This window comes from Streptomyces sp. W1SF4 (assembly GCF_003950035.1).
GTDB classification, from domain to species: domain Bacteria; phylum Actinomycetota; class Actinomycetes; order Streptomycetales; family Streptomycetaceae; genus Streptomyces; species Streptomyces racemochromogenes.
Genome location: NZ_CP034350.1, coordinates 1 through 22,986, shown reverse-complemented (window position 1 = coordinate 22,986; position 22,986 = coordinate 1). Strand labels below are relative to the sequence as shown.

The 22,986-nt window shown below is 71.4% G+C and carries 24 protein-coding genes and 3 pseudogenes; 12 read left to right on the top strand and 15 right to left on the bottom strand.

Going from position 1 to position 22,986, the window contains the following annotated elements; translation table 11 throughout:
* Positions 1-9: 9 nt before the first annotated feature.
* Genes D1J60_RS00135 through D1J60_RS00120 form a run of 4 tightly spaced genes read right to left on the bottom strand, consistent with a single transcriptional unit; the run spans position 10 to position 3,906 of the window.
* Positions 10-1,224: a M20/M25/M40 family metallo-hydrolase gene (locus D1J60_RS00135; protein WP_125819606.1), complete on the bottom strand. Its 1,215-nt coding sequence runs from the start codon at positions 1,222-1,224 to the stop codon at positions 10-12.
* The gene (locus D1J60_RS00130; RefSeq protein ID WP_125594882.1) at positions 1,221-1,973 is read right to left on the bottom strand and encodes an amino acid ABC transporter ATP-binding protein; all 753 of its coding nucleotides are present in this window, start codon (positions 1,971-1,973) and stop codon (positions 1,221-1,223) included. The genes D1J60_RS00135 and D1J60_RS00130 overlap by 4 nt, the downstream gene beginning before the upstream one ends.
* 8 nt (positions 1,974-1,981) lie before the next feature.
* Positions 1,982-2,914 (bottom strand): amino acid ABC transporter permease, encoded by a 933-nt coding sequence (locus D1J60_RS00125; RefSeq protein WP_125819605.1) that lies wholly within the window; start codon positions 2,912-2,914, stop codon positions 1,982-1,984.
* 35 nt (positions 2,915-2,949) lie between these two features.
* On the bottom strand, positions 2,950-3,906 hold the full coding sequence (locus tag D1J60_RS00120) for an ABC transporter substrate-binding protein (protein ID WP_125819604.1): 957 nt from the start codon (positions 3,904-3,906) through the stop codon (positions 2,950-2,952).
* 315 nt (positions 3,907-4,221) lie between these two features.
* Here D1J60_RS00120 and D1J60_RS00115 point away from each other — a divergent pair, with 315 nt between their 5' ends.
* The gene (locus tag D1J60_RS00115; protein WP_241253070.1) at positions 4,222-5,646 is read left to right on the top strand and encodes a hypothetical protein; all 1,425 of its coding nucleotides are present in this window, start codon (positions 4,222-4,224) and stop codon (positions 5,644-5,646) included.
* A 417-nt stretch (positions 5,647-6,063) separates the two neighbouring features.
* Here the strand turns inward: D1J60_RS00115 and D1J60_RS00110 are convergent.
* The 3 genes and pseudogenes from D1J60_RS00110 to D1J60_RS38805 all read right to left on the bottom strand — a co-directional run.
* Positions 6,064-6,657 (bottom strand): annotated as a pseudogene (locus tag D1J60_RS00110) (helicase); the annotation flags it as partial.
* A gap of 46 nt (positions 6,658-6,703) precedes the next feature.
* Complete coding sequence (locus tag D1J60_RS00105) at positions 6,704-7,309, bottom strand: hypothetical protein (protein WP_125819603.1); 606 nt, start codon at positions 7,307-7,309, stop codon at positions 6,704-6,706.
* A gap of 497 nt (positions 7,310-7,806) precedes the next feature.
* Positions 7,807-8,115 (bottom strand): annotated as a pseudogene (locus D1J60_RS38805) (transposase); the annotation flags it as partial.
* Positions 8,116-8,433: 318 nt separating this feature from the next.
* Here D1J60_RS38805 and D1J60_RS00090 point away from each other — a divergent pair.
* The 3 genes from D1J60_RS00090 to D1J60_RS00080 all read left to right on the top strand — a co-directional run bounded on the left by D1J60_RS00090 (position 8,434) and on the right by D1J60_RS00080 (position 11,066).
* Positions 8,434-8,964, top strand: coding sequence for a hypothetical protein (locus D1J60_RS00090; RefSeq protein WP_125819601.1), 531 nt, complete (start codon positions 8,434-8,436; stop codon positions 8,962-8,964).
* Positions 8,965-9,586: 622 nt separating this feature from the next.
* Positions 9,587-9,925, top strand: a complete 339-nt coding sequence (locus tag D1J60_RS00085) for a hypothetical protein (protein ID WP_164720787.1) — start codon at positions 9,587-9,589, stop codon at positions 9,923-9,925.
* 499 nt (positions 9,926-10,424) lie between these two features.
* Positions 10,425-11,066: a TetR/AcrR family transcriptional regulator gene (locus tag D1J60_RS00080; RefSeq protein ID WP_125819599.1), complete on the top strand. Its 642-nt coding sequence runs from the start codon at positions 10,425-10,427 to the stop codon at positions 11,064-11,066.
* Here D1J60_RS00080 and D1J60_RS37800 read toward each other — a convergent pair.
* Positions 11,063-12,162: pseudogene (locus D1J60_RS37800) on the bottom strand (serine hydrolase domain-containing protein). The gene D1J60_RS00080 and the pseudogene D1J60_RS37800 overlap by 4 nt on opposite strands.
* A 47-nt stretch (positions 12,163-12,209) precedes the next feature.
* Positions 12,210-13,193: a hypothetical protein gene (locus D1J60_RS00070; RefSeq protein ID WP_125819598.1), complete on the bottom strand. Its 984-nt coding sequence runs from the start codon at positions 13,191-13,193 to the stop codon at positions 12,210-12,212.
* Positions 13,194-13,413: 220 nt separating this feature from the next.
* Here D1J60_RS00070 and D1J60_RS00065 point away from each other — a divergent pair, with 220 nt between their 5' ends.
* A complete protein-coding gene (locus D1J60_RS00065; RefSeq protein WP_125819597.1) occupies positions 13,414-14,127 on the top strand; it encodes a MarR family transcriptional regulator in 714 nt (237 codons plus the stop codon).
* Between the two features lie 14 nt (positions 14,128-14,141).
* A complete protein-coding gene (locus D1J60_RS00060) occupies positions 14,142-14,582 on the top strand; it encodes a hypothetical protein (RefSeq protein ID WP_241253514.1) in 441 nt (146 codons plus the stop codon).
* Positions 14,583-14,864: 282 nt separating this feature from the next.
* On the opposite strand, the gene D1J60_RS00055 is transcribed toward D1J60_RS00060, so the two are convergent.
* The 3 genes from D1J60_RS00055 to D1J60_RS00050 form a co-directional block, all read right to left on the bottom strand.
* Positions 14,865-15,257, bottom strand: a complete 393-nt coding sequence (locus D1J60_RS00055; RefSeq protein WP_125819595.1) for a hypothetical protein — start codon at positions 15,255-15,257, stop codon at positions 14,865-14,867.
* A gap of 328 nt (positions 15,258-15,585) precedes the next feature.
* Positions 15,586-15,708, bottom strand: a complete 123-nt coding sequence (locus tag D1J60_RS38565) for a hypothetical protein (RefSeq protein ID WP_277607488.1) — start codon at positions 15,706-15,708, stop codon at positions 15,586-15,588.
* A 352-nt stretch (positions 15,709-16,060) separates the two neighbouring features.
* Positions 16,061-16,234: a CsbD family protein gene (locus D1J60_RS00050; RefSeq protein ID WP_125598547.1), complete on the bottom strand. Its 174-nt coding sequence runs from the start codon at positions 16,232-16,234 to the stop codon at positions 16,061-16,063.
* Between the two features lie 166 nt (positions 16,235-16,400).
* On the opposite strand from D1J60_RS00050, the gene D1J60_RS00045 reads away from it, so the two are divergent.
* A complete protein-coding gene (locus D1J60_RS00045; RefSeq protein WP_125823763.1) occupies positions 16,401-16,607 on the top strand; it encodes a hypothetical protein in 207 nt (68 codons plus the stop codon).
* Positions 16,608-16,635: 28 nt separating this feature from the next.
* Here the strand turns inward: D1J60_RS00045 and D1J60_RS00040 are convergent, their stop codons facing one another.
* Complete coding sequence (locus D1J60_RS00040) at positions 16,636-17,259, bottom strand: TetR family transcriptional regulator (protein ID WP_125819594.1); 624 nt, start codon at positions 17,257-17,259, stop codon at positions 16,636-16,638.
* Positions 17,260-17,357: 98 nt separating this feature from the next.
* On the opposite strand from D1J60_RS00040, the gene D1J60_RS37790 reads away from it, so the two are divergent.
* The 4 genes from D1J60_RS37790 to D1J60_RS00020 all read left to right on the top strand — a co-directional run bounded on the left by D1J60_RS37790 (position 17,358) and on the right by D1J60_RS00020 (position 19,453).
* Positions 17,358-17,549 carry a hypothetical protein gene (locus D1J60_RS37790; RefSeq protein WP_125819593.1) on the top strand — a complete coding sequence of 64 codons (192 nt, stop codon included), beginning with the start codon at positions 17,358-17,360 and terminating at the stop codon, positions 17,547-17,549.
* On the top strand, positions 17,546-17,827 hold the full coding sequence (locus tag D1J60_RS00030) for a DUF4190 domain-containing protein (RefSeq protein ID WP_125819592.1): 282 nt from the start codon (positions 17,546-17,548) through the stop codon (positions 17,825-17,827). The genes D1J60_RS37790 and D1J60_RS00030 overlap by 4 nt, the downstream gene beginning before the upstream one ends.
* A 61-nt stretch (positions 17,828-17,888) precedes the next feature.
* The gene (locus D1J60_RS00025) at positions 17,889-18,560 is read left to right on the top strand and encodes an ATP-binding protein (RefSeq protein ID WP_241253069.1); all 672 of its coding nucleotides are present in this window, start codon (positions 17,889-17,891) and stop codon (positions 18,558-18,560) included.
* Positions 18,557-19,453, top strand: a complete 897-nt coding sequence (locus tag D1J60_RS00020; protein ID WP_241253068.1) for a hypothetical protein — start codon at positions 18,557-18,559, stop codon at positions 19,451-19,453. The genes D1J60_RS00025 and D1J60_RS00020 overlap by 4 nt, the downstream gene beginning before the upstream one ends.
* Before the next feature lie 210 nt (positions 19,454-19,663).
* On the opposite strand, the gene D1J60_RS00015 is transcribed toward D1J60_RS00020, so the two are convergent.
* Together D1J60_RS00015 and D1J60_RS00010 are read right to left on the bottom strand one after the other, a co-directional pair.
* The gene (locus D1J60_RS00015; protein WP_125819591.1) at positions 19,664-20,011 is read right to left on the bottom strand and encodes a hypothetical protein; all 348 of its coding nucleotides are present in this window, start codon (positions 20,009-20,011) and stop codon (positions 19,664-19,666) included.
* 441 nt (positions 20,012-20,452) lie between these two features.
* A complete protein-coding gene (locus D1J60_RS00010) occupies positions 20,453-21,373 on the bottom strand; it encodes a GntR family transcriptional regulator (RefSeq protein WP_125819590.1) in 921 nt (306 codons plus the stop codon).
* Positions 21,374-21,499: 126 nt separating this feature from the next.
* Here D1J60_RS00010 and D1J60_RS00005 point away from each other — a divergent pair, with 126 nt between their 5' ends.
* On the top strand, positions 21,500-22,666 hold the full coding sequence (locus D1J60_RS00005) for an FAD-dependent monooxygenase (RefSeq protein ID WP_125819589.1): 1,167 nt from the start codon (positions 21,500-21,502) through the stop codon (positions 22,664-22,666).
* The last annotated feature ends 320 nt before the right edge of the window (positions 22,667-22,986 follow it).

The window sequence follows — 22,986 nt, the reverse complement described above, 5'->3', positions numbered from 1 at the left end:
GGGCTCCGTTCAGGTGGCGGTGGTGTGGCACAGGCGGGCGATCAGCAGGGTCAGGAGGGTGATGCGGTCGGTGATGGTGGTGGTGTCGAGCCATTCCTGGGGGGTGTGGTCGGCGCCGCCGACCGGGCCGAGGCCGTCCAGGACCGGTGTGCCGGTGGCGGCGATGGTGTTGGCGTCGCCGACGCCTCCGGTGCTCGCCGCCCCGAACACGAGTCCCAGTTCGCGGCCGGCGCTGTGGGCGACGGCCAGCATGCGGCGGTTGCCGGCTGTCGCCTCCATCGGCGGGCACAGGTCCAGCTGCCGCACCGCGGCGGTCGTGCCGAGTACGGGCAGGCGCGCCGCGGCCGCCTCGATGGCGCGGTCGATGCGGTCCAGGCAGGCGGTGGTGGTCGCCCGCACCTCGACGTGGAGTTCGGCCCGCTCGGGGACGATGTTGGGCCGGCTGCCGGAGCGGACGACCCCGACGTTGATCGTCGCGTCGTCCTCCTGCTCGTTGAGGGACTGCAGGGCGATGGTCAGGTGGGCCGCCGCGAGGGCGGCGTGGGCGCCGCGCTCGGGCTCTATGCCCGCGTGCGCCGCCTTGCCCGTGACGGTGACGAGGTACTCGGCCACTCCCTTTCGGGCGATGACCACATCGCCGTTCTCGCGGGCGCATTCCAGGGCCAGCGCGAAGTCGGCCTCGGCGGCGAGGGTCCGTGTGAGGGGGGCGCTGCCGGGGGAGCCGATCTCCTCGTCGGGCGTGGCGAGGAAGACGATCTCGTCGTAGTCGTCGAATCCCTCCTCGGCGAGGATCTCCAGCGCGCTCAGTCCGGCCAGGAGACCGCCCTTGTCGTCGCTGACACCCGGCCCGTGGGCCAGGGACCCGGTCAGGGAGAAGGGGCGGTCGGCCGCGGTGCCGTCGTCGAAGACGGTGTCCATGTGGCCGGCGAGGAGAATGCGCCGCCCTCCGTCCGCTGCCCTCCTGGCACCCTTCTTCCGGGCGACGAGCGCGCTGCCCAGGGCCCGCCCACGGTGGCGTCCGGCGGGCACGGTGTGGGTGGTGGCGCCGTAGCGCTCCAGCCGGTCCGCGAACCAGGCGGCGACGCGGTTGATCCCGTCGGGGCTGTAGGAGCCGGAGTCGATGGCCACCAGGGCGGCGAGGTCGGCCAGGTACTCGCCGTGCCGGGCGGCGGCGCGGGCCCGCAGTGTCCGGGTGGACGGCCGCGGGCTGACCGGGGCGGTCACAGGACCTTGGACAGGAACGCGCGGGTCCGCTCCTGCGCCGGGTCGGTCAGGACCTCGCGCGGGTCCCCCGCTTCGACGACGACGCCTTCGTCCATGAAGACGGCCGTGTCGGCGACTTCCCGGGCGAAGCCGATCTCGTGGGTGACCACGACCATGGTCATCCCGTCGGCGGCGAGGCGCCGCATCACGTCCAACACGTCACCCACCAGCTCCGGGTCGAGGGCCGAGGTCGGCTCGTCGAAGAGCATCAGCTTCGGCTTCATCGCCAGCGCGCGGGCGATGGCCACGCGCTGCTGCTGCCCGCCGGACAGCTGGGCGGGGTAGTGGCCGGCCCGGTCCGCGAGCCCGACCTGCTCCAGGAGCCGGTGCGCCTCGGCCTCGGCGTCGGGCTTCGAGACGCCCGCGACTTTCACGGGCGCCTCGCAGATGTTCTCCAGAGCGGTCATGTGGGGGAAGAGGTTGAAACGCTGGAAGACCATGCCGATGTCGCGGCGGCGTTCGGCGACCTCCCGCTCGCGCAGTTCGTGCAGCTTGCCACCGTGGCGGCGGTAGCCCACGAGGTCGCCGTCGACGGTCAGCGTGCCGCCGTCCACGGTCTCGAGGTGGTTGATGCACCGCAGGAAGGTCGACTTGCCCGAGCCCGAGGGCCCCAGCAGGCAGCAGACCTGACCGCGCCCGACCGTCAGGTCGATGCCCCGCAACACCTGGAGGCTGCCGTAGTTCTTGTGGACGCCACGCGCCCGGACCATGGGCTCGCTCATCGCCCGGCCTCCTTCCTCGTACGGCGGGCCCCGAGGGTGTCTGCGCCGCCGAGCAGCCGCCGCAACGTCGGGGTGCTGTGGCCGCGGGCCGCGCCGCGTCCGTAGCGGCGCTCCAGCCAGGCCTGCGGGATGCTCAGCAGGGAGACGAGCGCCAGGTACCAGCAGCTGGCGACGACCAGCAGGGGGATGACCTGGTAGTTCTGGGCATACACCTCCTGGATGTTCGACATCAGGTCGTGGGCGGCGATCACCGAGACCAGAGCGGTCATCTTGAGCATGTTGATGGTCTCGTTGCCCATGGGCGGGATGATGACCCTCATGGCCTGCGGCAGGACGATCCGCCGCATGGTCAGGGCCGGGCGCATGCCCAGCGAGTGCGCTGCCTCGGCCTGCCCGGGGTCGACGGACTGGATGCCCGCGCGGACGATCTCGGAGGCGTAGGCGGCCTCGTTCAGGCCGAGCGCCAGGAGGGCGGCGACCGCGGGAGTCAGGACGGTGTTGGTGTCCCAGGAGACGAACGTGATACTCGTGAACGGGATGCCGATCTTGATCTGGGAGTACAGGGCTGCGGCGTACCCCCAGAAGATGATCTGCACGAGCAGCGGTGTGCCGCGGAAGGCCCATACGAACAGGGACGACAGGCCGTACAGCACGGGGCTGGAGGACAGGCGCATGACCGCGACGACCGTGCCCAGGCTCAGGCCCAGGGCCATGGCGGCGGCGGTCAGCCACAAGGTGGTGGCCATCCCGTCGAAGATCAGACCGGCCCAGAGGTAGTCGCCGACGACGTCCCAGTGGAGGTTGTCGTTCTTGGCGAGCGACCCGGCGAGGCCGACCAGCGCGGCCACGGCCGCGACCGCCGCGACCCAGCGCCCGTAGTGGCGGACCGGCACCACGTCGAGCGCCTCGTCCTGGAATGCGGCGGTCATCGTGTGGGATGTGCCGGTTGCCGTGGTGGTGTCGGTCACTGGGCGCCCGCGTTCTTCGTGGCTTCCTTGACCGCGATCGACGCGACGCCGTACTTGTCGCAGATCTTTGTCAGGGTGCCGTCGGCGACGAGTTGCCGCAGTGCCTTGTGGATCGCCTCGGTCAGCTGCGGCTGCTTCTTGGACACCGCGACGCCGTTGGGAGAGGCCTTGTACCCGCCCTGGGCGGCGGGGTCCTCCACGGAGTCGAAGGCGCCGCCGTTCTCGGCGGTCTTGGCGGTCCACCCGGCGGCCGGCTTGGTCAGGACATCGGCGACGACCTTGCCCGCGCGCAGGGCGAGCTGGGCGTCGGAGTCCTTGGGGAAGGTCTGGATGTCGATCGGCTGCCTGCCCAGCTCGGCGCAGCGGGACTGGTGGGCCTTGAGGAGGTCGGCCTGGTTGGTGGCGGCCTGGACACCGGCGGGGTGCCCGCACAGGTCGTCCAGGGTGGTGATCCCGGCCGGATTGCCGTCGGCGACCAGCAGGCCCGAGCCGGACTGGGAGTAGTCGACGAAGTCGACGACCTGCTGGCGTTCCTTGGTGTCGGTGATGGCGGAGATCGCCACGTCGTACTTGCCGGCCTGGAGCGCCGGGATGATGCCGTCGAACTTCTGGGGCGTGAAGGCGAACTTCACCCCGAGCTTGGCGCCCAGCGCCTGGCCGAGGTCGTAGTCCAGGCCGGTCAGCTCGCTCTGCCCCTCTTTGACGAACATCTCGAACGGCGCGTAGGGGACGTCGGTCGCCACCCGTACGGTGCCGGACTTCTTGATCGCCTCGGGCAGCGCGTCGTGCAGGTCCTGGTCGGGCTGGACCCGCACCCCGGCCACGTCGGCGCCGGAGGGGGCGGGCGCTGCGGTTTCGGGTTCGCTGTTGCCGCACGCCGACAGGGCAGCGGTCGCGGCGAGCGCGGTGAGCGCCGCAGTCAGGGAGCGGACGACGGGTGTACGTGCGTGCATGACTCTCAGACCTCGTTCACAAGGGGAGGGAGGACACCGGGGGCGGCTGCCGTCGGCAAGCCACACCGGAAGTTACAGATGAACCCGAGAAATGGCTAGATGTATCGCCCATTACGCCTGGGCAAAGGTCTGACTTCAGGCGCGGGATCGACCACTCGATCCCGAGACAGCACGATTTATGGCCTCATGCGCTTGTCAGTAACCGATCTTGGCGTTACATCTGTTCACGGCCCAGGCTGACTTGTATCTTCCGCTACTACCTCAGACGCGTTGCAACGCGCGTCTCCATCCCATCCACCGATCGAGGGCACCGCCATGCAACGAACCACCCGCCGACCCCGACCCCGACTCGCCGCGGCCGCGGCAGCCCTGCTGGTGCTGCCCGGCCTCCTCATCGCCGCCGCACCCGCACACGCCGCCGCGTCCCGCGTCCGCCTGGGCAGCGCGACAGACGTCTCCCGCCCTTCCTGGCAAGGCCCCGCCTACACCATGAACGGCGCCGGCGCGATCGTGCCCGGATCCATGAGCCGCGCGATCGACGACATCCGCGGGGCCACCGGCACCCTGGACGTGGTCGTCCTGGCCGGATCGGCCCCCACCAGCGGCAGCAAGACGCCCGAATGCGACACCGTCATGACCCTGCCCGGCGTCAACTCCTGCACCACCTGGACGCTGACCGCCACCTCGGACGCGAGCAACGCCCAGGTCAACGCAGACGTACGCAACGCCGAGTTCGTGTACTTCGCCGGGGGCGACCAATGCCGCTACACCGCCTGGAAGGGAACCCCCCTCGAAGCGTCGGTCGAATCGGTCGTGGCCAAAGGAGGAGGATCGGGCGGCGGCAGCGCCGGCCACCACGTCAACAGTCCGATCGTCTACGACGCCTGCAACGGCAGCGTCACCAGCACCGAAGCCCTCGCCGACCCGTATGACCGTTCCATCGGCTTCACCACCGGCCTGTTCACCTGGAACCACTACGACAACGTCGTCAACGACTCCCACTTCGTCGCCCGCGGCAGGATGGGCCGCCTCATGGCCTTCGTCGCCCGCTCCATCAAGGACGGCCTGACCTCAGCGGGCTCCGCCTGGGGTGTCGGCGTCGAGGAGGGCGGGGGTTCACTCCACATCGACAAGAACGGGCTCGCCACCGCCTACGGCAAGAACAGCTACGTCGTCCTCGGCGACCACCAGGGCGAACAGGTAGCAGCCCGCAAGCCCCTGACCTACACCGACTACAAGATCTGGAAGCTCGCCCCCGGCACCACCTTCGACTTCGCCCACCGCCCGACCTGCGGCTACTACCTGCGCAGCGTCATCGCCGGAGCCCCCGACCCCAACCTCTACGACGGAACCCCGCAGACCAACTGCACGGCCTCCCACGCCCTCGCCGAGACCGAACCCAACGACACCCGCGACGGAGCCGACGACGCAACCACCCTGACCACACCCGCCGCGCTCACCGGCAGCCTGGCCACCAGCGGCGACCGCGACTACTTCGCGATCCACCTCACAACGGGCCGGCGCGCAGACGTCCAGTGCGACGTACCCGACGACTACGACGCCGACGTCTACCTGCTCGCCGCGGCCGGCGGCAGCCTCGTACGGTCCGTCAACGACGGCGCAGGCACCGACGAGGCCCTCACCCATGCCGCCACGACCACCGGCACCTACTACCTCGAAGTCGTCGCCTACGCGGGCTCAGGCCCCGCCGGCTACACCTGCACCGTCACGACCGCCTGACGTCCGCCGGGCGGCCGACACGCCATCCCCGGCGCCGCTGCTGACGGCCTGAGCGGTGAAGACGAGGGCGGCCTCGACGGGGAGGCCGTTGGTGGGATCGACGCGTTCGTCTCCGACGAGCTGCCGTCCGAGGGCGGCGAGGACGGTGCGTACGGCTTCCTCGGCGCGTTCGCGGATGGCGCCTTCGTAGCGGACGCGTTCCAGCAACTGCTCGAACGTCAGGGCGGGACGGGCCTGGTCCGGTCGAGGCTGGTCGTACATGGTGCTGCTGCTTCCTCGTGAAGAGCCCGGCGTTCGGGCGGACGGTCCGGTCCGGCGGCCTGCGACGGGTCGAGGAGGATCGGGGCGCAAGTCTCGGGGAGGCGTCCGGGAGCTGGACTCGCCCGGTGCCGGCCAAGGGTGCGCCCAGCAGGGACAGGACGACGCGGCCGCGGCGTCGGTGCCGTCCTCCTGGTCCTCGCCCTCGCCACCGGTGCCGACGATCCGCCCGTCCTCCTCACGCCGGACGTGGGTCTTGCGCTTGCCGCTGGTGAGGGCGCGGGAGGCGAGCTGCTCGACCAGGCGCTCATCGTGCGAGCGCAAGCCCTGAAGGACAACTACGAGCGGCCTGTAGCTGGCGGAGGCGACCATGTCGGTCGGGTCCTGGCCGGGCTCCAGGAAGACCGGCACGATGATCCTGGCGATCTTCGTGGAGCCGTCCTTGTTGAGGCGGAGCGCGCGGCCGACGTTCTGGACGATCCCGACCTGGGAGCGGCGGGTGTCGGCGAAGCAGATGCCTTCCACCCCGCGCTCGCCGGTGATGTCGACGCCTTCGCCGAGGACGCGTACGGAGGCGAGGAAGGCCCGGTGTACGCGCCGTTTGTGTGCGTCGATGCCGTTGGCGAACTGCCGCAGGACCTCGCGGCGCTCGGTGACGAGGTGGTCGCCGCACAGCCATGCCGACCAGACCCGGTCCGGCAGGACGTTGCGGCCGGCCTCCAGCTCGTAGAACTCGGCGTCGATGGAGGACTTCGACAGCGGTGGTGGGTACGGACGCGGCGTGGTGGGGAGCCGGTGCTCAGGGGCGCAGTCCGGCCTGTTTGAGCGCCACCTGGGACAGGTCGTCGATGACCTGCTCGTCCCCCCGGCGCCAGGCATCGGCGAGACCCCCCGGCGGGAGGGGGACCGCGGTGAGGGCCTTCACCGGCCCGGTCAGAGCACGGAGGGCGAGCAGGTCGGCACCGCCGGGAGTGTCGAGCAGGTCCTGGAGGTGGGCGCAGCGCCGGATCCACCGCACCCGTGGTGGCAGCCAGGTCACCAGCACGAACAGGACCGAGGTGACGATCAGGGCGAGTGCGGTGAGGTTGGCGATCCATCCTACGGCGTCCTGAATGGACTGCCCGGCATCGGAGAGCCCGTTGCTGGCCTCGGCTGCGGACTGGAGCGGCTTTCTGAGGAGGCCCCCGACCAGTGGAACGTTCGAGGCCGCATCCCCTGCGTTGCCGAGGCCGGAAGCCAGCCTGCCGCCCGCGTCCTCCACCTGCCGCCCCGGCTCGGCCAGCCGCGTGATCCCATCGTGGACGGCCATCGCGAGCCGCACCGCGGCCGCCAACAGGACCACAGCGATGAGATCGGCGAGGATCTGCCGAAAGCGACGGGCTCTGGTCTGGGCGTAAAGGCGCATCAGGGCTCTCCTGTTCCGGTGGCATCGAAGGACAAGACCGGTCTCCAACGGGGCGGGCCACCCGTCCCGGACGGCAAGCCACAGCCCGCCACCCGACCGTACGCGGCACCCGCCCCATCCAGAACCCGTGGCACACCGGCGCGACTTAGTGGCCGGAGCGCGACGGTGTCACGGCTCTGTCCCCGGGTCCGGCCCGTGCTGCGAGGACGTCACCAGCGGCGGGCCGTGGCCGGCCGCGCCCGGCGCTGTTACCGGTGCGCCGCCCCGCCTACCGGGCCCGCCGAAGCCGGGCACGGGGAAGTCCCGCGGACCGCCCCGAGGAGCCGTTTGTGTCCACTCCCGTACCCGACCCCGCCAGCGTCGGCCCGTTCGCCGAAGCCATGGTCGAAGCGGTGCAGACCGCCGCGGCGGCCTTCCGGCTGGTGCTGACCACCTCCGACGCCGTCCGCCGCGCCGCCCAGAAGCTGCGCCAGAGCGAGGAGGCCGAACTGGCGGAAGGCGAGGAGAAGCTGAGCGTGTGCGGCCAGGACGAGGCAGGTCCACCGGTCTGCTGCTCCTGAGTCCTGGAGCTTGGGCCGGGTCCAGCCCAGCGTCTGCTTGAGCAGGCGGAAGGTGTGTTCGACGTCGAACCCGCGCAGGAACGCCTGCCAGCACCTGTCGATATCCCCGGGGCGGGCGTCGGCGCGCGACCCCCAGAGCCAGACGGGCTTGTTCACCCCGCCGCTTGGGAGTTTCGCGACCGTCAACGGGATCACGGTGCCCCCGATGATCGGCAGCGGACCTTCGTGGGCGATCCATGCTGCCCGGGGAGGAAAGGAGCCCGTTCGCGGCTGAGCTTCGGGGTCACCACCAGGAGAGGAACACCCGGTTCATCCACTCGTGCGGGGCCGCACTGCCGTCCCACCCTCCCCTGGGCCAGCCGGGCTCCATCTCGATGGCGTCCAGGGGCGCCCCCGGGTGGGCCTGGGTGAAGTGGGTGCGGCCCGCCGCATAGAGACGGTCGGGCCCGCGCTGCGCCGGCGGCGGCGTGATACGGGCGGGACGGGGATATGGCGCCGCTGTTACGGTGAAGCGGTTTTCAACTCGGCCTGTTTGGCGCCATCTACGCTTGGCGGGGATTTCTGATGAAACGTCATCGCGTTCGTTCCATAGCCGTGTTCTTGGTCGTCCTTGTCGCACTGACTGGCGGGCGCCGCTCTGGGGGCGGCGGCTGCGATGGTCACCGCAGCTCGGGGTCCGGGTCGGACACGGCGGGCGGTGGACATGCGACGACGGACAGCGGTGGCGCGGACCCCGGTAGTGGTCCGAGTTCGCCTTCCCCGTCACCGCGCAGCACCATCACGTATGGGGAGAACGACGTCGAGGTCGGCGAGTGCCAGCTCACCGCCGAATCCGACGTGCTGGGCAGGGTCCGCTTCGCGTATCGCGTGACTAACGGCAACACGGAAGCGTCAGCAGCGTATGCCATCCGGCTTGCGTTCCTGCGGACCTCCGACAAGCAGGTGCTCAGCATCACGTCGGTTTCCATCCCCCACCTGGCGCCTGGAAAGACCGAGACCGGCACAATCACCGAATTGGCCGCCACACGGGACAACGACATGCGGACACTCGCCGGGCACTGCATCGTCAGCAGGGTCGACAAGACCGGATCCTGACAGCGTTCGCACAGTCCACTTGGCTGCGCAAGGCGACCCCTATCCCGTGCATGACCCGCTCCCGGCAGGCAGGCAGGCAGGCAGGCAGGCACGCCGCAGCGGGCGGGCTGTCTCGGTCGAGGGATGTGAGGGCGAGTCACCGACCGCCATGCGCGCCGTCCGAGAACCAGCCGCCAAACGGCACGCAAGCCAATGCCCGGGTGGAGCGCCCGGAGAAGGTGGCGGAGCAGCGCCGAGCGCCCACGGCGGCGTACCGCCACCCTGTCCGGTTCCCGGGCCTGGCCCCTGCTCGCGGCGCGCATGGCCGGCGTCGCCCGTGGCCCGGAAGGGGAGCATGGGCTGTGCGGCCGGTTGAAGGCGGGGTTGATGGACAACGGCGCCTGGGAGCAGGGCCCGCCCGGCGAGCTCGCGGGCCGCATGGTCGGCGCGACCCTGCGCGCGCCCTGACCGCCTCGCCCGGCGCCCCGGTTCCTGACGGTCCCCGCGTCTCCGCTGCCGCTGCCCGCTCCCGCTCGACCACCACCCCCACCGGCGCAGCCCCCGGCCAGTCGGCACCGGCAGAGCCTGCGGTGCCCGCGCACCGGCAGCAGGCGGCCCCCGCCCCAACCTCGGGACGGGGCCGGTGACGGCCACAGCTCCGGGGCGGCGGGGTTTGGGTGCGTGGGCGGTGTGGGGGCGGGCGGCCTGTGGGCGGCTGTCCGGCCGGGACCGGATCGCCGCCCGGGGCCTGATGCTCGCCGGCGCGCTGCTCGCGGCGGGCTGGCGGGCGGGCCACCTTGGCCTGGGGCGGGCGGACTTCGTCTTGACGTTCCTGGGCGGGATGGCGGCCGTGGTCACCCTGTACCGGGGCGCGGTGTACCGGCCGCAGCCCGCTGTGCCGTCGGCCGGACCGCTGGTCGCGCCCTCGGAAGAGGTCCAGCGCCATGCCGCCCGCGAGGCGGGCGCGGGGCCCGGGGCCTGACCGGAGGAAGAGGGGGGCAGGGCGGTGGTGATGACGGGCAGGCAGCGTCGGGTCGGCCGCGGCGTGCTGGCGGGGGCGGTGTTCGCGGGGTGCGGCTGGTGGGTCGGCCGGTCCGGGTACGAGGCCGCGGGCGTGGTGCTCGGGGTGTGGGCCGGGGCCGTGGTGTGGGCCGGGGCGTGGCGCGCGGGCGCTTTGCCCCGGCCGCAGCCGCCTCGGCCGGGGCCCGCGGGCGCGCGCGGTGGTGGGCGTGGGCGTTAGGCGCGGGAGCGGGCGGACCGCGAGCGGTCGGTGCGGCTGCTGAAGGCGATCGGTGGGGCCGGCGGGAGCGGGTCCGGGCCGCCGGGGGAGTGGTCGGAGTTCGAGCGGATCGTCTTCTACGGTGTCGCCGGGCTGGCAGACGGTGCGTATCCGCCGCCGGGTCATGGCCATGTGCGCCTCCAGGTCGGCGGACCAATACTTATAGTCACTCCAAATTTGTGGTGACTCTATCATTGGTGGGGTGGGACTCAGAGAGATCAAGAAGCAGCAGACCCGTACGGCCATCGCCGACGCCGCTCTGCCCCTGTTCCTGGAGTACGGCTTCGACCGGGTGACGGTCGCCGAGGTGGCACGGCACGCGGGCGTGTCCACGAACACCGTCTTCAACTACTTCCCGGCCAAGGAGGACCTGTTCTTCGACCGGGGGGCGCAGGCCGAGGAACACCTGGCCGCCGTGGTGCGCGACCGGGCGCCCGGCACCTGCCCGGTCGAGGCCGTCCGCGACGACCTGCTGTCCGGCCTCCGCGAGAACCATCCGATGCTCGGGCTGCAGCCCGGAGCGACGGCGTTCTGGCAGGTGGTCCTGGACAGCCCGGCCCTGCTCGCCCGCGAGCGCGAGATCGGCGAACGCGCCGAGGCCGCCCTGGCGGCCGCCCTCACGGGACCTCCGCCGCACCCCGCGGACACCCCCGGCCACGCCGCGCTCCTCGCCGGTGCCGTCGCGGGCACCCACCGCGCGGCCCTGCGCGACCTCCGGCGGCGCATCTTGGCCGGCGAACGCCCTGAGGCGGCCCGCGACGCCGTGGTGCAGGCCGTGGTCCAGGGCTTCGGCCGGCTCTGCCACGGACTCCACCCCGCTGCCGGCCCGACAGCGGCCGACTAGGCCGGGTCAGTCGGCCCGGCGGAACACCGCGTCGAGTATCCCGTCGAAGACGCCCAGCCCGCTCCAGTCGCCGTTGACCTGCGCGGTGAGCAGCCGGGCGCCGTCGCGCGAACCCACGGCGTACGTCCAGGAGCCGTACGTCGCACCCGCGTTGCCCCAGACCGTGGTCCCGCAGGGCAGGTCCTGCGAGAGCACCCCAGGCCGTAGCGGGTGGCCGGGATCCACGGGACGGGGCCGGCGGTTTCGACGGTGGTGAACATTTCGCGCTGTTCGGCGGCGGGCAGCAGGTCCGCCCCGAGCAGGGTCCGGAAGAAGCACTGGAGGTCGCCGAGGGTGGAGACGATCCCGCCGGCCGCCCAGGCGAACGACTGGTCCATCACGGTCGCGTCGTGCACCGCGGCCGCGGGGTCGCCGGAGAAGAGGGTGGAGTAGTGCAGCGGATGCGGCCCCTCGATGTGCGTCCGCGCACCGGGCAGGCAGGTGCCGGCCAGCCCCAGGGGGCGGACGACGAGCCGGTCGAGTTCCTGGGCGAACGTCCTGCCCGTGGCCCTCTCGGCGATCAGCGCGGCCAGGACGTAGTTGGTGTTGGAGTAGAGGAAGGCCTCGCCCGGGGCGAAGAGCGGCGGGGTGGCCAGCCCGATCCGGACCAGTTCTTCGGGGGCGTGGGAATCGAGGCGGTGCCGGAACCAGGCCTCGCCGACGCCCTTCGCGAAGAACGCGGGGTCGTTGCCGTAGTTGAAGATGCCGCTGGTGTGGTTGAGCAGCTGTCGGAGGGTGACCGTACGGCCGTCGTGGCCGTTGCCCGCCACCAGGCCGGGGAGCCACCGCTCGACCGTGTCGTCGAGGCCCAGCCGCCCTCGGCCGCCAGCAGGAGGACCACGGCTGCGGTGAACGCCTTGGTGGTGCTGCCGATCCGGAACCGTTCGGACGGCTGCCGCCGCAGTCCGGCCGCGGTGTCGGAGAAGCCGGCCGAGCCGAACCAGGTACCGCGGCCGTCACGGACCTCGGCGGCGATACCGGGCGCACCGAAGCGGGCCACGGCCTGGTCGAGGGCGTCCTGCGGGGTGGTCGTCGCGGGGGAGGGCACGGAGGTCATGTCGGGTTTCCTTCCGGGGAGACGGGCGAGGGACTGCGAACGGAGCGTCAGGCGGCGAGGGCGGCGGCCGGGACGGCGGGCTGCGTACGGCGCCTGGCGTTGACGGCCACCGCCGTGCCGGCCGCGGCCGAGAGCAGCAGTACCGCGGCGAGGGCGAGGAGGGTGGCCGCGTCCGGGTGGGCCGGGGACTGGCCGCGCCAGGCCTGCCAGGTCACCACCGCGACCAGCCCGCCGTAGCCGAGGGCGGCAGCGCCGACCAGGCGGGCGCGCACCTTCTCGTCCCGGAGCCAGACGTGCTTCGCGGTCAGCGCGGCCAGCACGGCGGCGACCACCAGGAGCACCTGGATGCCGTGCAGGGCGAAGAAGTGCGGGACCCGGAAGTCGCCGCCGGTCGTGCTCCAGCCGGTCAGCGGCATCCCGTGGCCGTCGGGGTCGCCGATGCCGTGGCCCTGGTACATCGGTACGGAGCGCCCGCCCGCGTCCGTCACCGTACGGGCGTGGATCTCGGTGGTCATCCAGAAGACCGGCACGAGCATCCCGAAGGTGGCCAGCGCCAGCCCGGCACGCACGGCCCGGTTCAGCGCGGCACCGCCGCCGCGCTGGAGGAGTACGACGACCCCCAGCACCAGTTGCGCGATGACGATCACCATCACGCCGAAGGTGAGCACGGGGACCAGGGCGCGGGTGACCGGGTCGCTCTGGTCGGCGTTGAAGTGGCTGAAGGTGCCGCGCGCCGCCTGAACGGTGATGGCGCCGACCTCCGCCGCCGCGGCCACCGCGAAGACGGTGCCGAACCACTTCCCGACCCGCCGGCCCCTGTGGAGCTTCGTCAACAGCCACGCCAGCGTGCCGGCGTAGAGGGCGAAGGCGAAGCCGAACTTGAGCGGCTTGACCCACACCGGCTCGTCCAGCAGCGTCCGCCCGTCGACCGCGAGCCCCACGCCGGAGACGAGGACCAGAGCGAGCATGAGCGCGGCGCAGACCACCAGGGGGCGGTGCCATGTGCGCAATGGGGTGAGGAAGGACGTCATCACGGGCTCCTTGTTTCGCGGATGACTAAAAGCTAATTAGCTTTCACTAATCCGTCAATCAAAAATCCAACCCAACTCCCATTCTCACAGCTCAAAGCAGCTACAATTTTGCAATGACCCTGAGACCTAATGCAAACACAAGGCCGATGATTTGCAATGGGCTGTCTCCGAAAGCAATACTGGAACCCGACACGACCCGACACGACGACGGAGGTGGCCCGTGCCCGGCGGCCGGCTGACGCACGAGGAACGGCAGGAGATCGCCCAGGGGTTGGCGGCGGGCCGCACCTACTCCGAGATCGCCTCCCGGCTGGACCGGCCCGTCTCCACCGTCACCCGGGAGGTGGCCCGCAACGGCGGCGCGGCCGCCTACCGGGCCGACGCGGCGCACCGGGCGACCACCGGGCGCGCCAGGCGCCGCGCGCAGGCCCCCGACCAGACCCCGGCGGCCCAGGGCGCGCAGGACGCGCACGGGCGCGACCCCGAGGCCGTGCGCCAAGTGGAAGAGCAGTTCACCGCGATGATGGTCGGCACCGGGCTGCCGCGGATGACGGCCCGGGTCCTCACCTGCCTCTACCTCACCGACGGCGGGAGCCTGACCGCCACCGAACTCGTCCGGCACCTCCAGGTCAGCCCGGCGTCCGTCTCCAAGGCCGTCGGCGAACTCGAACAGCAGGAGCTCATCCGGCGCGAACGCGACCCGGGCCGACGCCGCGACCGCTACGTCATCGACGCCGACGCCTGGTTCCGCGGCTGGATGGCCAGCGCCCGACAGAACACCATGCTGGCCGACTTCGCCCGCCACAGCGCCCGCACCCTCGGAACGTCCACCCCCTCCGGCGCCCGCATGCAGGACATCGGCGACTTCTTCGAACACGTCGGCCGTGCCATGGTCCAGGCGGCGGAGGAATGGCGGCGCGACAGCGCCCCGTAGATTGCAACGGCACGATGCTCAAGGGCATGAGCCGGGTTCGGTGGCATGAGCTGACGCACGCGTATGGATCAGCGGAAGAGGTCCCGGGCCGGCTGTCACGGGTGGCGTGGGGCGATGCGCTCACCAGCGCTTCAGCGTTGAGTGATCTTGGGCTCTGGCTCGGTGAGCTGTCCGTCTTCGACGCAACTGCCGAGGCGGTTCCGTTCCTGTGGGATCTCGCGGTGACTGACTCGGTCGCCAGCCGCTCCGGTGTGATCCAGCTGCTCATGACGATCCTCGAACAGGCCAATCCTCCTCGGCTCGACGTTCAATACGCGGCCCACCAGGCCGTGTGCGACGGCAGAGGCCTGGCAGACAGGCTGGCCGGTGACGGAGATCCCGACGTGCAGGCAGCGGCTCAGGACTTGATGGCCGCGATCGACAACCATGCGTGCGAGGTCTGCCGTCCCGCCTGACCCCAGGCCCCTTGGCGCTGCCCCACCGACCGTCCACCGCACCGACGAAGGCGGCGCCGACGACCTCGTCAACTGAGGCTCTGCTGTTCGGCCCGGGTTCTGGTGCCGGCGAGGCGGTAGGAGTCGGTGCCGGTTTCGATGATCCGCGACTGTCGGCGGGGGCGGGAGTGGGTGCTTGTTCGGGTTTCACGGCCAGTGCGGTCGGCCGTGCCTGCTGTTCGGGCAGCAGTCGTGTCCCGGCTGTTTCTGCTGTTGGAGCCAGCGCTGGTGATGCCTGCGGCCTTATCCAGAGAACTCCTTCAGCCGGTTGACTTCTGCCGTGTGTTCGCTGAGTTGGTGCCCGGTACTGCCCGAGGTGTAGAGGACCGTGCCCACCACGGCCGTGGGGAGTGAGAGCAGCAGCAGGGCGAGGAGCTCTGCCCAGTCACGTTCGGCGGCGCAACGGGTGCCTTCGGCTTCGGCGTAGCCCTCGTACGGGCGGCCCCGGTCGGTCTGCTTCGTGTAGAACACCCGGGACTGGCACTCGTCGTCGCGTCCCGTCACGGGGTAGGGGAGCAGCAGCTGGACGGCGATCCAGAGCCAGATGCCGGCGGAGGCGACCAACAGAAAGAAACCCCAGGCCTGCTTGCGCCGGGCGCGCTCGCGGAAGGCGTTGTCATACACCAGCGCTCTCATGCGGGGCAAGGTAGCAGCCTGCGCGGCGGCGTGCCGGCCGGGATCGTCAGCCGACTCGGTTCGAGAGCGCCACCGCTACTCGCTCACGAGGGGCGGGGTGTCCGCGCGCTGATTTTGTTCCGGACGGCGTGTGGGAGCAGGTGGGGCCGTTGCTGCGGCCTGTGCCCGGGCCCGGCCCCACCGCCGTTTCCCCGGGCGGCTGCGTGTTCCTGGCCGGCCGGGTCCCGCAGGCGCGAGTCTCGTTCTCGCCGTGGCCGTCGGGGCACCCATGGCTGCCAGTGCTTGGCTTGTGAAGTCTGTATGGCTTGTCGGCGCGGCAGGCAGGTTGTCACTCGAAGGCGTGGGCCGGAGTCGGCAGGGGGGTGGGCCGGGGGCGCGCGCCGGCCAGGACTTCGGTCGCGGAGGAGTTCAGGGAGGTCGTGAACGCGGACGACATGTCCGCTGAGTCCATGCACCCGGTGCGGAGGGTTTTCCCCCGCACTTACGGAGGATGTCGACAGATGCGGCGAGGCCCTCGATGGTGTGCCCGCGCCGCGTGGCCATGCGGACTCGAAGCCCGAAGACACCCGCGTGCCGGTTGGCAGGGACCAGACTGTCGAAGACAGCGAAGGTACCCCCGGCAACCAAGGCTTCGCGGGCAGGTCCGCATTCCGGGCTTGGTTCGGCGAAGCGTGCCGGTGAGCTCTTCGCGAGTCACGTTTTCGTGCCACCCTCAGCACCAGCCGCGCGGGGGCCTTGGGCGCGGCGAGGCCCCCGTCCCGGGGGAGGGGGCGGGGGCCGGTCGTGGAAAGGACCGCGCCGGATCAGTGGCGGAAGACGTCCTTGGTCTTCTCCTTGGCGTGGCGTGCGTCGCCCTTGGCCTGGTCGGCGCGGCCCTCGGAGACCATACGGTCGTTGCCGACGGCCCGGCCGACGGCTTCCTCGGCCTTGCCCTTGGCCTGCTCGGCGTGTGCCTTGGCCTTCTGTTCACCCGACATGGGGACCTCCTCGTCGTTGTACCGGCTCGGTCGTGAACGCTCTCCTGCTCGCGGCCGGCGACGGTAAACCCCCCCGTTGTGGAACGCGGCCGGCGCGGCGGGCGACGTGCATGGGCGCCGGGGCTCGGGGCACAGGCCCGTCAGGACGGTTCGTCGCTCTGGAGCTCTGGAGGTGGTGGCGGTGCGCGCTGCGAAGGTGCTGGACTCCTTTCCCGCCGGTCATCCGCACGGCTGCTGGTTCGCCGAGGAGTACGCGGCCCGGTGCCGCGAGCGGGGCGAGCGGGCGACCGTGGTGATGGACCTGGAGCGGGACGCCTTCCTGGTCGTGGCCCCGCTCCCGGCCCCGGACACGGCGCGGAACCCGGCCGCGTAAGGGGCGTCTCCAGGCCCCTTACGCCACGTCAGCCGGCCCAGTGCACCCGCCCCAGATGGATCAGGCGGAGCTGGCGGCGGGCCGTGCCGACGGCGGCCGCCCAGTCCTCGCCCCGCAACGAGGCGGCGAGGAACGCCGACGCCGTCATGAACATGTGGTCCACCAGGAGCCGCGCGAGCATCGTCACGTCGTCGGCGTCCCAGTCCGCGCTCAGGGGATCGGCCCCGAGCGCGGCCCCGATCTCCGCGGCGAAGGCGTCGAGTTGCCCGGCGATGGCCTCGCGTACCGCCGGTACCCCGCCGTGGCGCTCGCCCAGCAGGAAACGGACGTGCGCGGGCCGGCTGCGCACCAGTTCGGCGACGAGCCCCACCGCGGCGTCACCGCGCTGCTCGGCGTCCCCGGTCGCGGCGAGGATGCCGCGCACCGTCTCGTGCAGACTCGCCAGCGCCTCCTCGACCAGCGCGGCTCCCAGATCGTCCACGCCCCGGAAGTGGCGGTAGAAGGCGGTGGGAGTGACCCCGGCTGCCCGCGCGATCTCCCTGAGGCCGAGGCTGCCGAGGCTGCGTTCCTCCAGCTCCGACAAGGCCGCGTCGAGGAGGGCGCGCCGGGTGCGGCGGCGCTGGGTCTCGCGTACACCGGTGTGCGCACTCATGACGCGAAGTCAACCGCGCCCCACGGGGCGGCGCCAGCATGAGGCAAACTGAACTGGGTAGTCAGTGTACAACTGTTACCTCAATAGGAGGACGTCTCATGCTCTTCCTCGTAGGTGCGTTGCTGGTGTTCGGGGTCGTCCTTGGCACCGTGGCTCACGTTCCCGTTCCCGTCAGTGTGGTGGGCGGCCTGGCCATCGCCCTCTGGCTCGCCGTTTTTCTCGCGCGCGAGCGCTTCTGGGACCGCCGCCTGCCAGGACGGCCGCACTCCGCACGAGGGGGCCGGCGATGACCCCTCGAACCGGCTCCCCGGCCCGCACCGCGACCCGGGTCCGCGCCCGGGACAGCGACGCGATGGCCGTCGCGGCCTTCGTCCTGGGCCTCGTGGGCCTGCTGGTGATGAACCTGCTCCTCGGTCCGGCCGCCGTCGTCCTCGGGGTACTGGCCCTTCGGCGGCACACGGCCCGGCCGGGCCGGGCCTGCCTGGGCGTCGCGCTGGGCGTGGCGGACCTGGTGGTCCTCGCCTGTCTCGTCACCGCTGACGGGACGTGGTCGTGGAGCCTGACCTGACGTTCCCCACGTGTGTGGTCCACGCGGCTTGGTAACGGGCTGGCTGCCGTCTGGCCGCTCCTTGATCACCGTACTGAACACCGCCGACACGGTTGGCGCGCGGGTGATGATGTGTATCCACGGCAACGCCGGCTTCGGGAAGACCCTGGGCCTGCGTGAGCTGGAGCGGACCAGTGGCGAGGAGGTCTGCAGGGTCACCTTCCGTGTCCGTCCGACCGCCCGTGCGGTCCGTTACGAGTTGTTCGAGACGCTCTGCCTGCCCGGTGAGCCTCCGCGCCACCCCAGTGAGTTCGACCGCCTGTTGAAGACCGCCCTGTCCGAGCGGCCTCGCACGTTTCTCGTGGATGAGGCGCAGTGGCTCAACGGGGAGGCGTTCGAGTACTTCCGCTACCTGTGGGACGAGCCGGCTACTCAGATCACGATCGTCTTCGTCGGCGGCGCCGGCGCCCATACAGTGCTGCGCCGCGAGCCGATGCTGTCCTCCCGGATCTTCATCTGGCAGCAGTTCACCCGTCTCACCCCCGAAGAGGTCCTCGACGTGGTCCCGCTCTTCCACCGCGTCTGGGAGGACGCCGACCCGGCCGACATCACGTTCGCCGACGAACAGGCCGCCCACGGCAACTTCCGCGCCTGGGCCCAGCTCACCGCCCACATGCGTACCGCCCTGGAGCGCACCGGCCGCCTGCGCCCGGACCGCGACCTGCTGCGCTGGGCGTTCAGCCGCCTCGCATGACCCCACCCGCCACGCCCCGCCTGGCCGTCGTCCTGGACTGTGGGGACGACGCCGCCTTCACCCATGCAGCCTTGGCTGCCCATGCTCCGCAGGACGGCCGCGTCACCCTGCACCCCACTCCGGGAACGACCAGCGAGACCGCGCTGGCCGCGGACCTGCTCCTTGCGCTGGGTAAGGAGCCTCACGTCCCGGGCCGCTTCCGGCACGGCAGGCCGCCGTTGTGGGAAGCGGCTGCGGCATGGGTGACGGCGCGGGCCGTCACCCGCCTGACCGTCCTGCGTGCGCACCTTCTCGACGACCGCCGCCTGCAGCGCCTCCTCGGCCTGTGGCGGCAGACCGGCATCCACCTCACGCTCGTCGTTCACCGGCCCCGCCTGACCGCTGCTGCCGGCCGTACCCTCGCCGCTACCGACCACACGGCCGTCGACACGCTGGCCGAAGCCCGAGCCCTCTTCTACGGCAGCAACGCCCCGCGACCGGGCACGCAGGCTTCCGCGGCGCCTGCGCCCTGGCGCTGGATCACCCTTGATGCTCTGGACCGCCTCGTCTCCTACGACAGTCCCCGGCCCTGTACGACCGCCTGCACTCCGCGGCCGGTCGTCTATCAGCAGCGCCCGGCACCCATCCCCCCGACCCAGGCCCAGGCCGTCCAGCTCACCGACCGCTTGCACAAGGCGACGTCGCACCCAGCCCGGGCCGCCGCCCTCGCGGCAGCCGTCGCTGCCGGTGCCTCGTTCCAGCAGCTGGCTACGCCCGCCCGGATGGCTTCGACCCCTCCGCCGACACCCTCATCCTGCACGATCACGCCCGCTACACCGACGGCTGCGCGATCTACCCCGTGCCTGCCTGGGCCTGCGGCTTCCTCCACGCCGCAGCCCAGTTCGCCCATCTGACCGATGCCGCCTGCCTCCTGGCTGCTCCGGCCGACCGCCCTGCCCTGCTGGGCCTGACCGAGAGCATCAAGGTCCGTCCGCCCCAGCCCCCTCCTGCCTGGAGGAAAGAGCGACGGGGGCCGGTCGTCTGGGACTGGCGGGAGCAGCGCGAGGCACTGGGCTAGAACCCTTTGCGCTCTTCTGCTTCGCCGCTCGGCTGCGGCACAGCCACTACGCGAGTCCGAACTCGATGAAGTCGACCTCCCTGAGGCTCACCTGGAGGGTATCTGCCCGCCTGCCCGCTGCCCGGAAGCAGACGTGTCCCAGCGCCCGGCCCAGGATCATCAGGTACTGCCGGTCGGGGGCACCTGCCTCCCAGGCGGAGAACAGTTCTCGGGCTACCTCGCCGGGCACCAGCGCCGTCAGAAGCCGGTGCCGCGGGTCGTCCGAACCGCCGGCCCCTGCCGAGAACCCGAACCGCGCCCGGGTGTGCACCACCAGCCCCTGCCGCTCCGCGGCGGCCCTGCGCCGCGCACGCACCAGTGGCTGCCACCGGGCCCGTAGCCGTGTGTCGATCATTGCCGCGTGCCGGGCTGAGGGCTTGGCCCGTGCCGCTGCCCTGCGAGCCGTCCACCGCTGCATTGTCCGCAGAGACACGCCCAACTCCCGCGCCACGGCCTGCTTGGAGCCCTTTGCCCACCTGAGCAGCGCGCTCAGCTGCTGCTCGGTGGTTTCCGGTACCGGCCGCGTGTACAGCAGCCTTTCGAGCTCCGTCCCGATCACTGTTGACCCTCCGTCCGCCGGGCAGCCGTCATGACGGGTCTCTCATGTATCGAGGCGCCAGGCGGACGGAATGCCGGTCCTCCTGCCTCATGGCGCCGAGATGCGGTAGAGGCTGCCCAGGTCGGCGTGTGCCCGTGACCGGGGCGGCGAGCCGTGCTGTTACCGGCGCCCTGTTGGGCGGGAGGGCGTTTTGACGGGTGTGCTGTCGGGGCTGGCGGGGTCGGATCGTCGTGGTGGTCAGTGCGGGGGTGTGGTGATGCGGGTGGCGAGTCCGTCGAGGAGGGTGGTGAGGCCGTGGTGGAGGAGGGATTCGGGGGAGAGGGCGGAGCCCGCTCTGGCGGCGGCGAACGCGGGGAAGGCTCCGCTGTCCACGAGTGCCGCGAGCCGTGTCTCCTGGGCGTGCATCCATTCCTGCCCGGTGACGCCGCTGGTGCGCGTCGCGTCGGTCTCGGGTTCGAGGTCGACGGCGTGGCCGCGGACGTACCCGAAGAGGGTGACGGCGGCATGCATCCGCGTATCCGCGTCCAGGCCGAGTCCGTCGAGGGCGGCGAGGGCCCAGTCGATGTGGCGGATGCCGTTGGGGATCAGCAGGGGCCGGCTGAGGTTCATGGCCCCGGCCAGCCAGGGGTGGGCCCGGTAGAGCCGCCATTGCAGGGCCGCCGAGAGTTCCAGCCGCTCCCGCCAGCCCGGCGGCGGCCGCTCCGGCAAGGCCTCCTCCCCGAAGGCGGCGTCGGCCATCAGCACCACCAGCTGTTCCTTGTTGCTGACGTGCCGGTACAGCGACATCGCCGAGACCCCGAGCTCGGCGCCGAGCCGGCGCATGGTCAGGGCCGTGAGCCCCTCGGCGTCCGCGAGGGCGACCGCCGCGCGGATGATGCGGGCGCGCTGCGCGGTGTCGTCCTCGGTGGCGGGGCGCCGGCCCGGTCCGCCGGCGCTGGGCCGGGCCGCGACCACGGTCCCGACCCCTGGCACCGCTCGCACCAGGCCTTCCTGTCCGAGCAGGGCCAGGACCTTGCTCGCGGTGGCCATGGCGACCCCCCACCGCTGGGTGATGGCCCGCGTGGAGGGCACCCGGTCCCCGGGTAGCAGTTCCCCGCGTTCGATGCGCCCGCGCAGCTCGGCCGCGATCCGCGCGTACGGCGCCTGCACCGCTGTCATCCCACCCTCCCAGTGCACTAGTACGGATGAACCGTAGTGCACTAGATTACTTTCCTCAACTCACCTGTTCTACCGATTCTTTTCCGTCTGTACGTTGTACACACAAGCCCGAGAGAGGACAGGGAAATGAACAAGACCCAGAACCAGACCGTGCTGATCTCCGGCGGCAGCGTCGCGGGCCCCGCTCTGGCGTACTGGCTGCACCGCCACGGCTTCATCCCCACGATCGTCGAGCGGGCCCCCTACCTGCGCGACGGCGGCTACGCGGTCGACTTCCGCGGCGAGGCCCTCGACGTCCTGGACCGCATGGGCCTCCTCCAGCAGATCGAGGCGCTGGACACGCAGATGGGCGACGCCGCCATGGTGAACGCCGCGGGCCGCCAGTACGCCACCCTCCCCGCCGCGATATTCGCCGGGGACCTGGAGGTCCTCAAGGGCGACCTGACCCGCATGCTCTACGAGGCCACCCGCAAGGACGTCGAGTACGTCTTCGGCGACTCCATCGCCAGCCTGGACCAGGACGAGAATGGCGTCCACGTCACTTTCGAACGCGGCGCGCCCCGCCGCTTCGACCTGGTCGTCGGAGCCGACGGCCTGCACTCCCGCACCCGCGCCCTGGCCTTCGGCCCCGAAGAGCAGTACGTCCGCCACCTCGGCATCTACACCGCGATCTTCAACCTGGACAACTACCTCGGCCTGAAGAACACCGGCCACCTCTACGCCGCCCCCGGCAAGGCCGCGAACATCTTCACGGCCCGCGCCAACACCGAGGCCCGGGCGGCCTTCCACTTCGCCGCCGAGCACCTGGAATACGACCGGCGCGACACCGCCGCGCACAAGCGGATCGTCGCCGAGCGGTTCGCGGGCGAGGGCTGGGAGGTGCCGCGTCTGCTGAAGGAGATGGACGCCGCGCAGGAGTTCTTCTTCGACTCCAACGCCCAGGTCGAGATGGACTCCTGGTCCTCCGGCCGCGTCGTCCTCCTCGGCGACGCGGGCTACTGCGCCGGCCCCACCTCCGGCCGTGGCACCTCGCAGGCACTGATCGGCGCCTACCTCCTCGCCGGGGAGCTGGCCGCCCGCGAAGGCGACCACACGGCCGCCTTCGCCGCCTACGAGCAGCAGATGCGCCCCTACGTCGCTGAACACCAGGCGCTGGGCCGCGAGGGCGCCGAACGGTTCTTCATGCCGGCCCCCACCCAGGAGATCCTCGACATGCTCGCGGCCAGCGCCCCCGAGAACACCCACACCGAACCGGTCCCCCTCCCTGACTACACCCCTGCCACCGCCGCCTGACAGGCGACGGATCAACCACACCAGAACCCGACCACCCGGCCGTCGCTGATGCGCAGCACTCCTGCCGGCACGTGTTGACGTTGCAGAGGAATCGGCAGCAGGCAGTCCGCCTGCACCGAACTGGGCCGGATGACACCCTGCACTGCCCCCGGTGGCCCCGGCGCCCGTGCACAAGGTCAGTTCTGACGAGCTGCCCCCGCGACACACATCTCGTTCCACCCGTACCAAACGAACAGAACCGAAAGGGACCCCAGCAATGACCATGACCGCCCCCGTCGCCGACGCGCGTATCCTCGGCCTGGCCCACTACGCCGCCGCGG

Coding starts and splice junctions, on each gene's coding strand:
- D1J60_RS00030 (WP_125819592.1), top strand. CDS start 17,546: ATGACCCCTCGAACCGGCTCCCCGGCCCGCACCGCGACCCGGGTCCGC.
- D1J60_RS00090 (WP_125819601.1), top strand. CDS start 8,434: ATGAAACGTCATCGCGTTCGTTCCATAGCCGTGTTCTTGGTCGTCCTT.
- D1J60_RS00130 (WP_125594882.1), bottom strand. CDS start 1,973: ATGGTCCGGGCGCGTGGCGTCCACAAGAACTACGGCAGCCTCCAGGTG.
- D1J60_RS00105 (WP_125819603.1), bottom strand. CDS start 7,309: ATGCGCCTTTACGCCCAGACCAGAGCCCGTCGCTTTCGGCAGATCCTC.
- D1J60_RS00040 (WP_125819594.1), bottom strand. CDS start 17,259: ATGAGTGCGCACACCGGTGTACGCGAGACCCAGCGCCGCCGCACCCGG.
- D1J60_RS00050 (WP_125598547.1), bottom strand. CDS start 16,234: ATGTCGGGTGAACAGAAGGCCAAGGCACACGCCGAGCAGGCCAAGGGC.
- D1J60_RS00055 (WP_125819595.1), bottom strand. CDS start 15,257: ATGAGAGCGCTGGTGTATGACAACGCCTTCCGCGAGCGCGCCCGGCGC.
- D1J60_RS38565 (WP_277607488.1), bottom strand. CDS start 15,708: ATGGACTCAGCGGACATGTCGTCCGCGTTCACGACCTCCCTGAACTCC.
- D1J60_RS00010 (WP_125819590.1), bottom strand. CDS start 21,373: ATGACAGCGGTGCAGGCGCCGTACGCGCGGATCGCGGCCGAGCTGCGC.
- D1J60_RS00120 (WP_125819604.1), bottom strand. CDS start 3,906: ATGCACGCACGTACACCCGTCGTCCGCTCCCTGACTGCGGCGCTCACC.
- D1J60_RS00125 (WP_125819605.1), bottom strand. CDS start 2,914: ATGACCGCCGCATTCCAGGACGAGGCGCTCGACGTGGTGCCGGTCCGC.
- D1J60_RS00060 (WP_241253514.1), top strand. CDS start 14,142: ATGCTCAAGGGCATGAGCCGGGTTCGGTGGCATGAGCTGACGCACGCG.
- D1J60_RS00015 (WP_125819591.1), bottom strand. CDS start 20,011: ATGATCGACACACGGCTACGGGCCCGGTGGCAGCCACTGGTGCGTGCG.
- D1J60_RS00115 (WP_241253070.1), top strand. CDS start 4,222: ATGCAACGAACCACCCGCCGACCCCGACCCCGACTCGCCGCGGCCGCG.
- D1J60_RS37790 (WP_125819593.1), top strand. CDS start 17,358: ATGCTCTTCCTCGTAGGTGCGTTGCTGGTGTTCGGGGTCGTCCTTGGC.
- D1J60_RS00070 (WP_125819598.1), bottom strand. CDS start 13,193: ATGACGTCCTTCCTCACCCCATTGCGCACATGGCACCGCCCCCTGGTG.
- D1J60_RS00020 (WP_241253068.1), top strand. CDS start 18,557: ATGACCCCACCCGCCACGCCCCGCCTGGCCGTCGTCCTGGACTGTGGG.
- D1J60_RS00005 (WP_125819589.1), top strand. CDS start 21,500: ATGAACAAGACCCAGAACCAGACCGTGCTGATCTCCGGCGGCAGCGTC.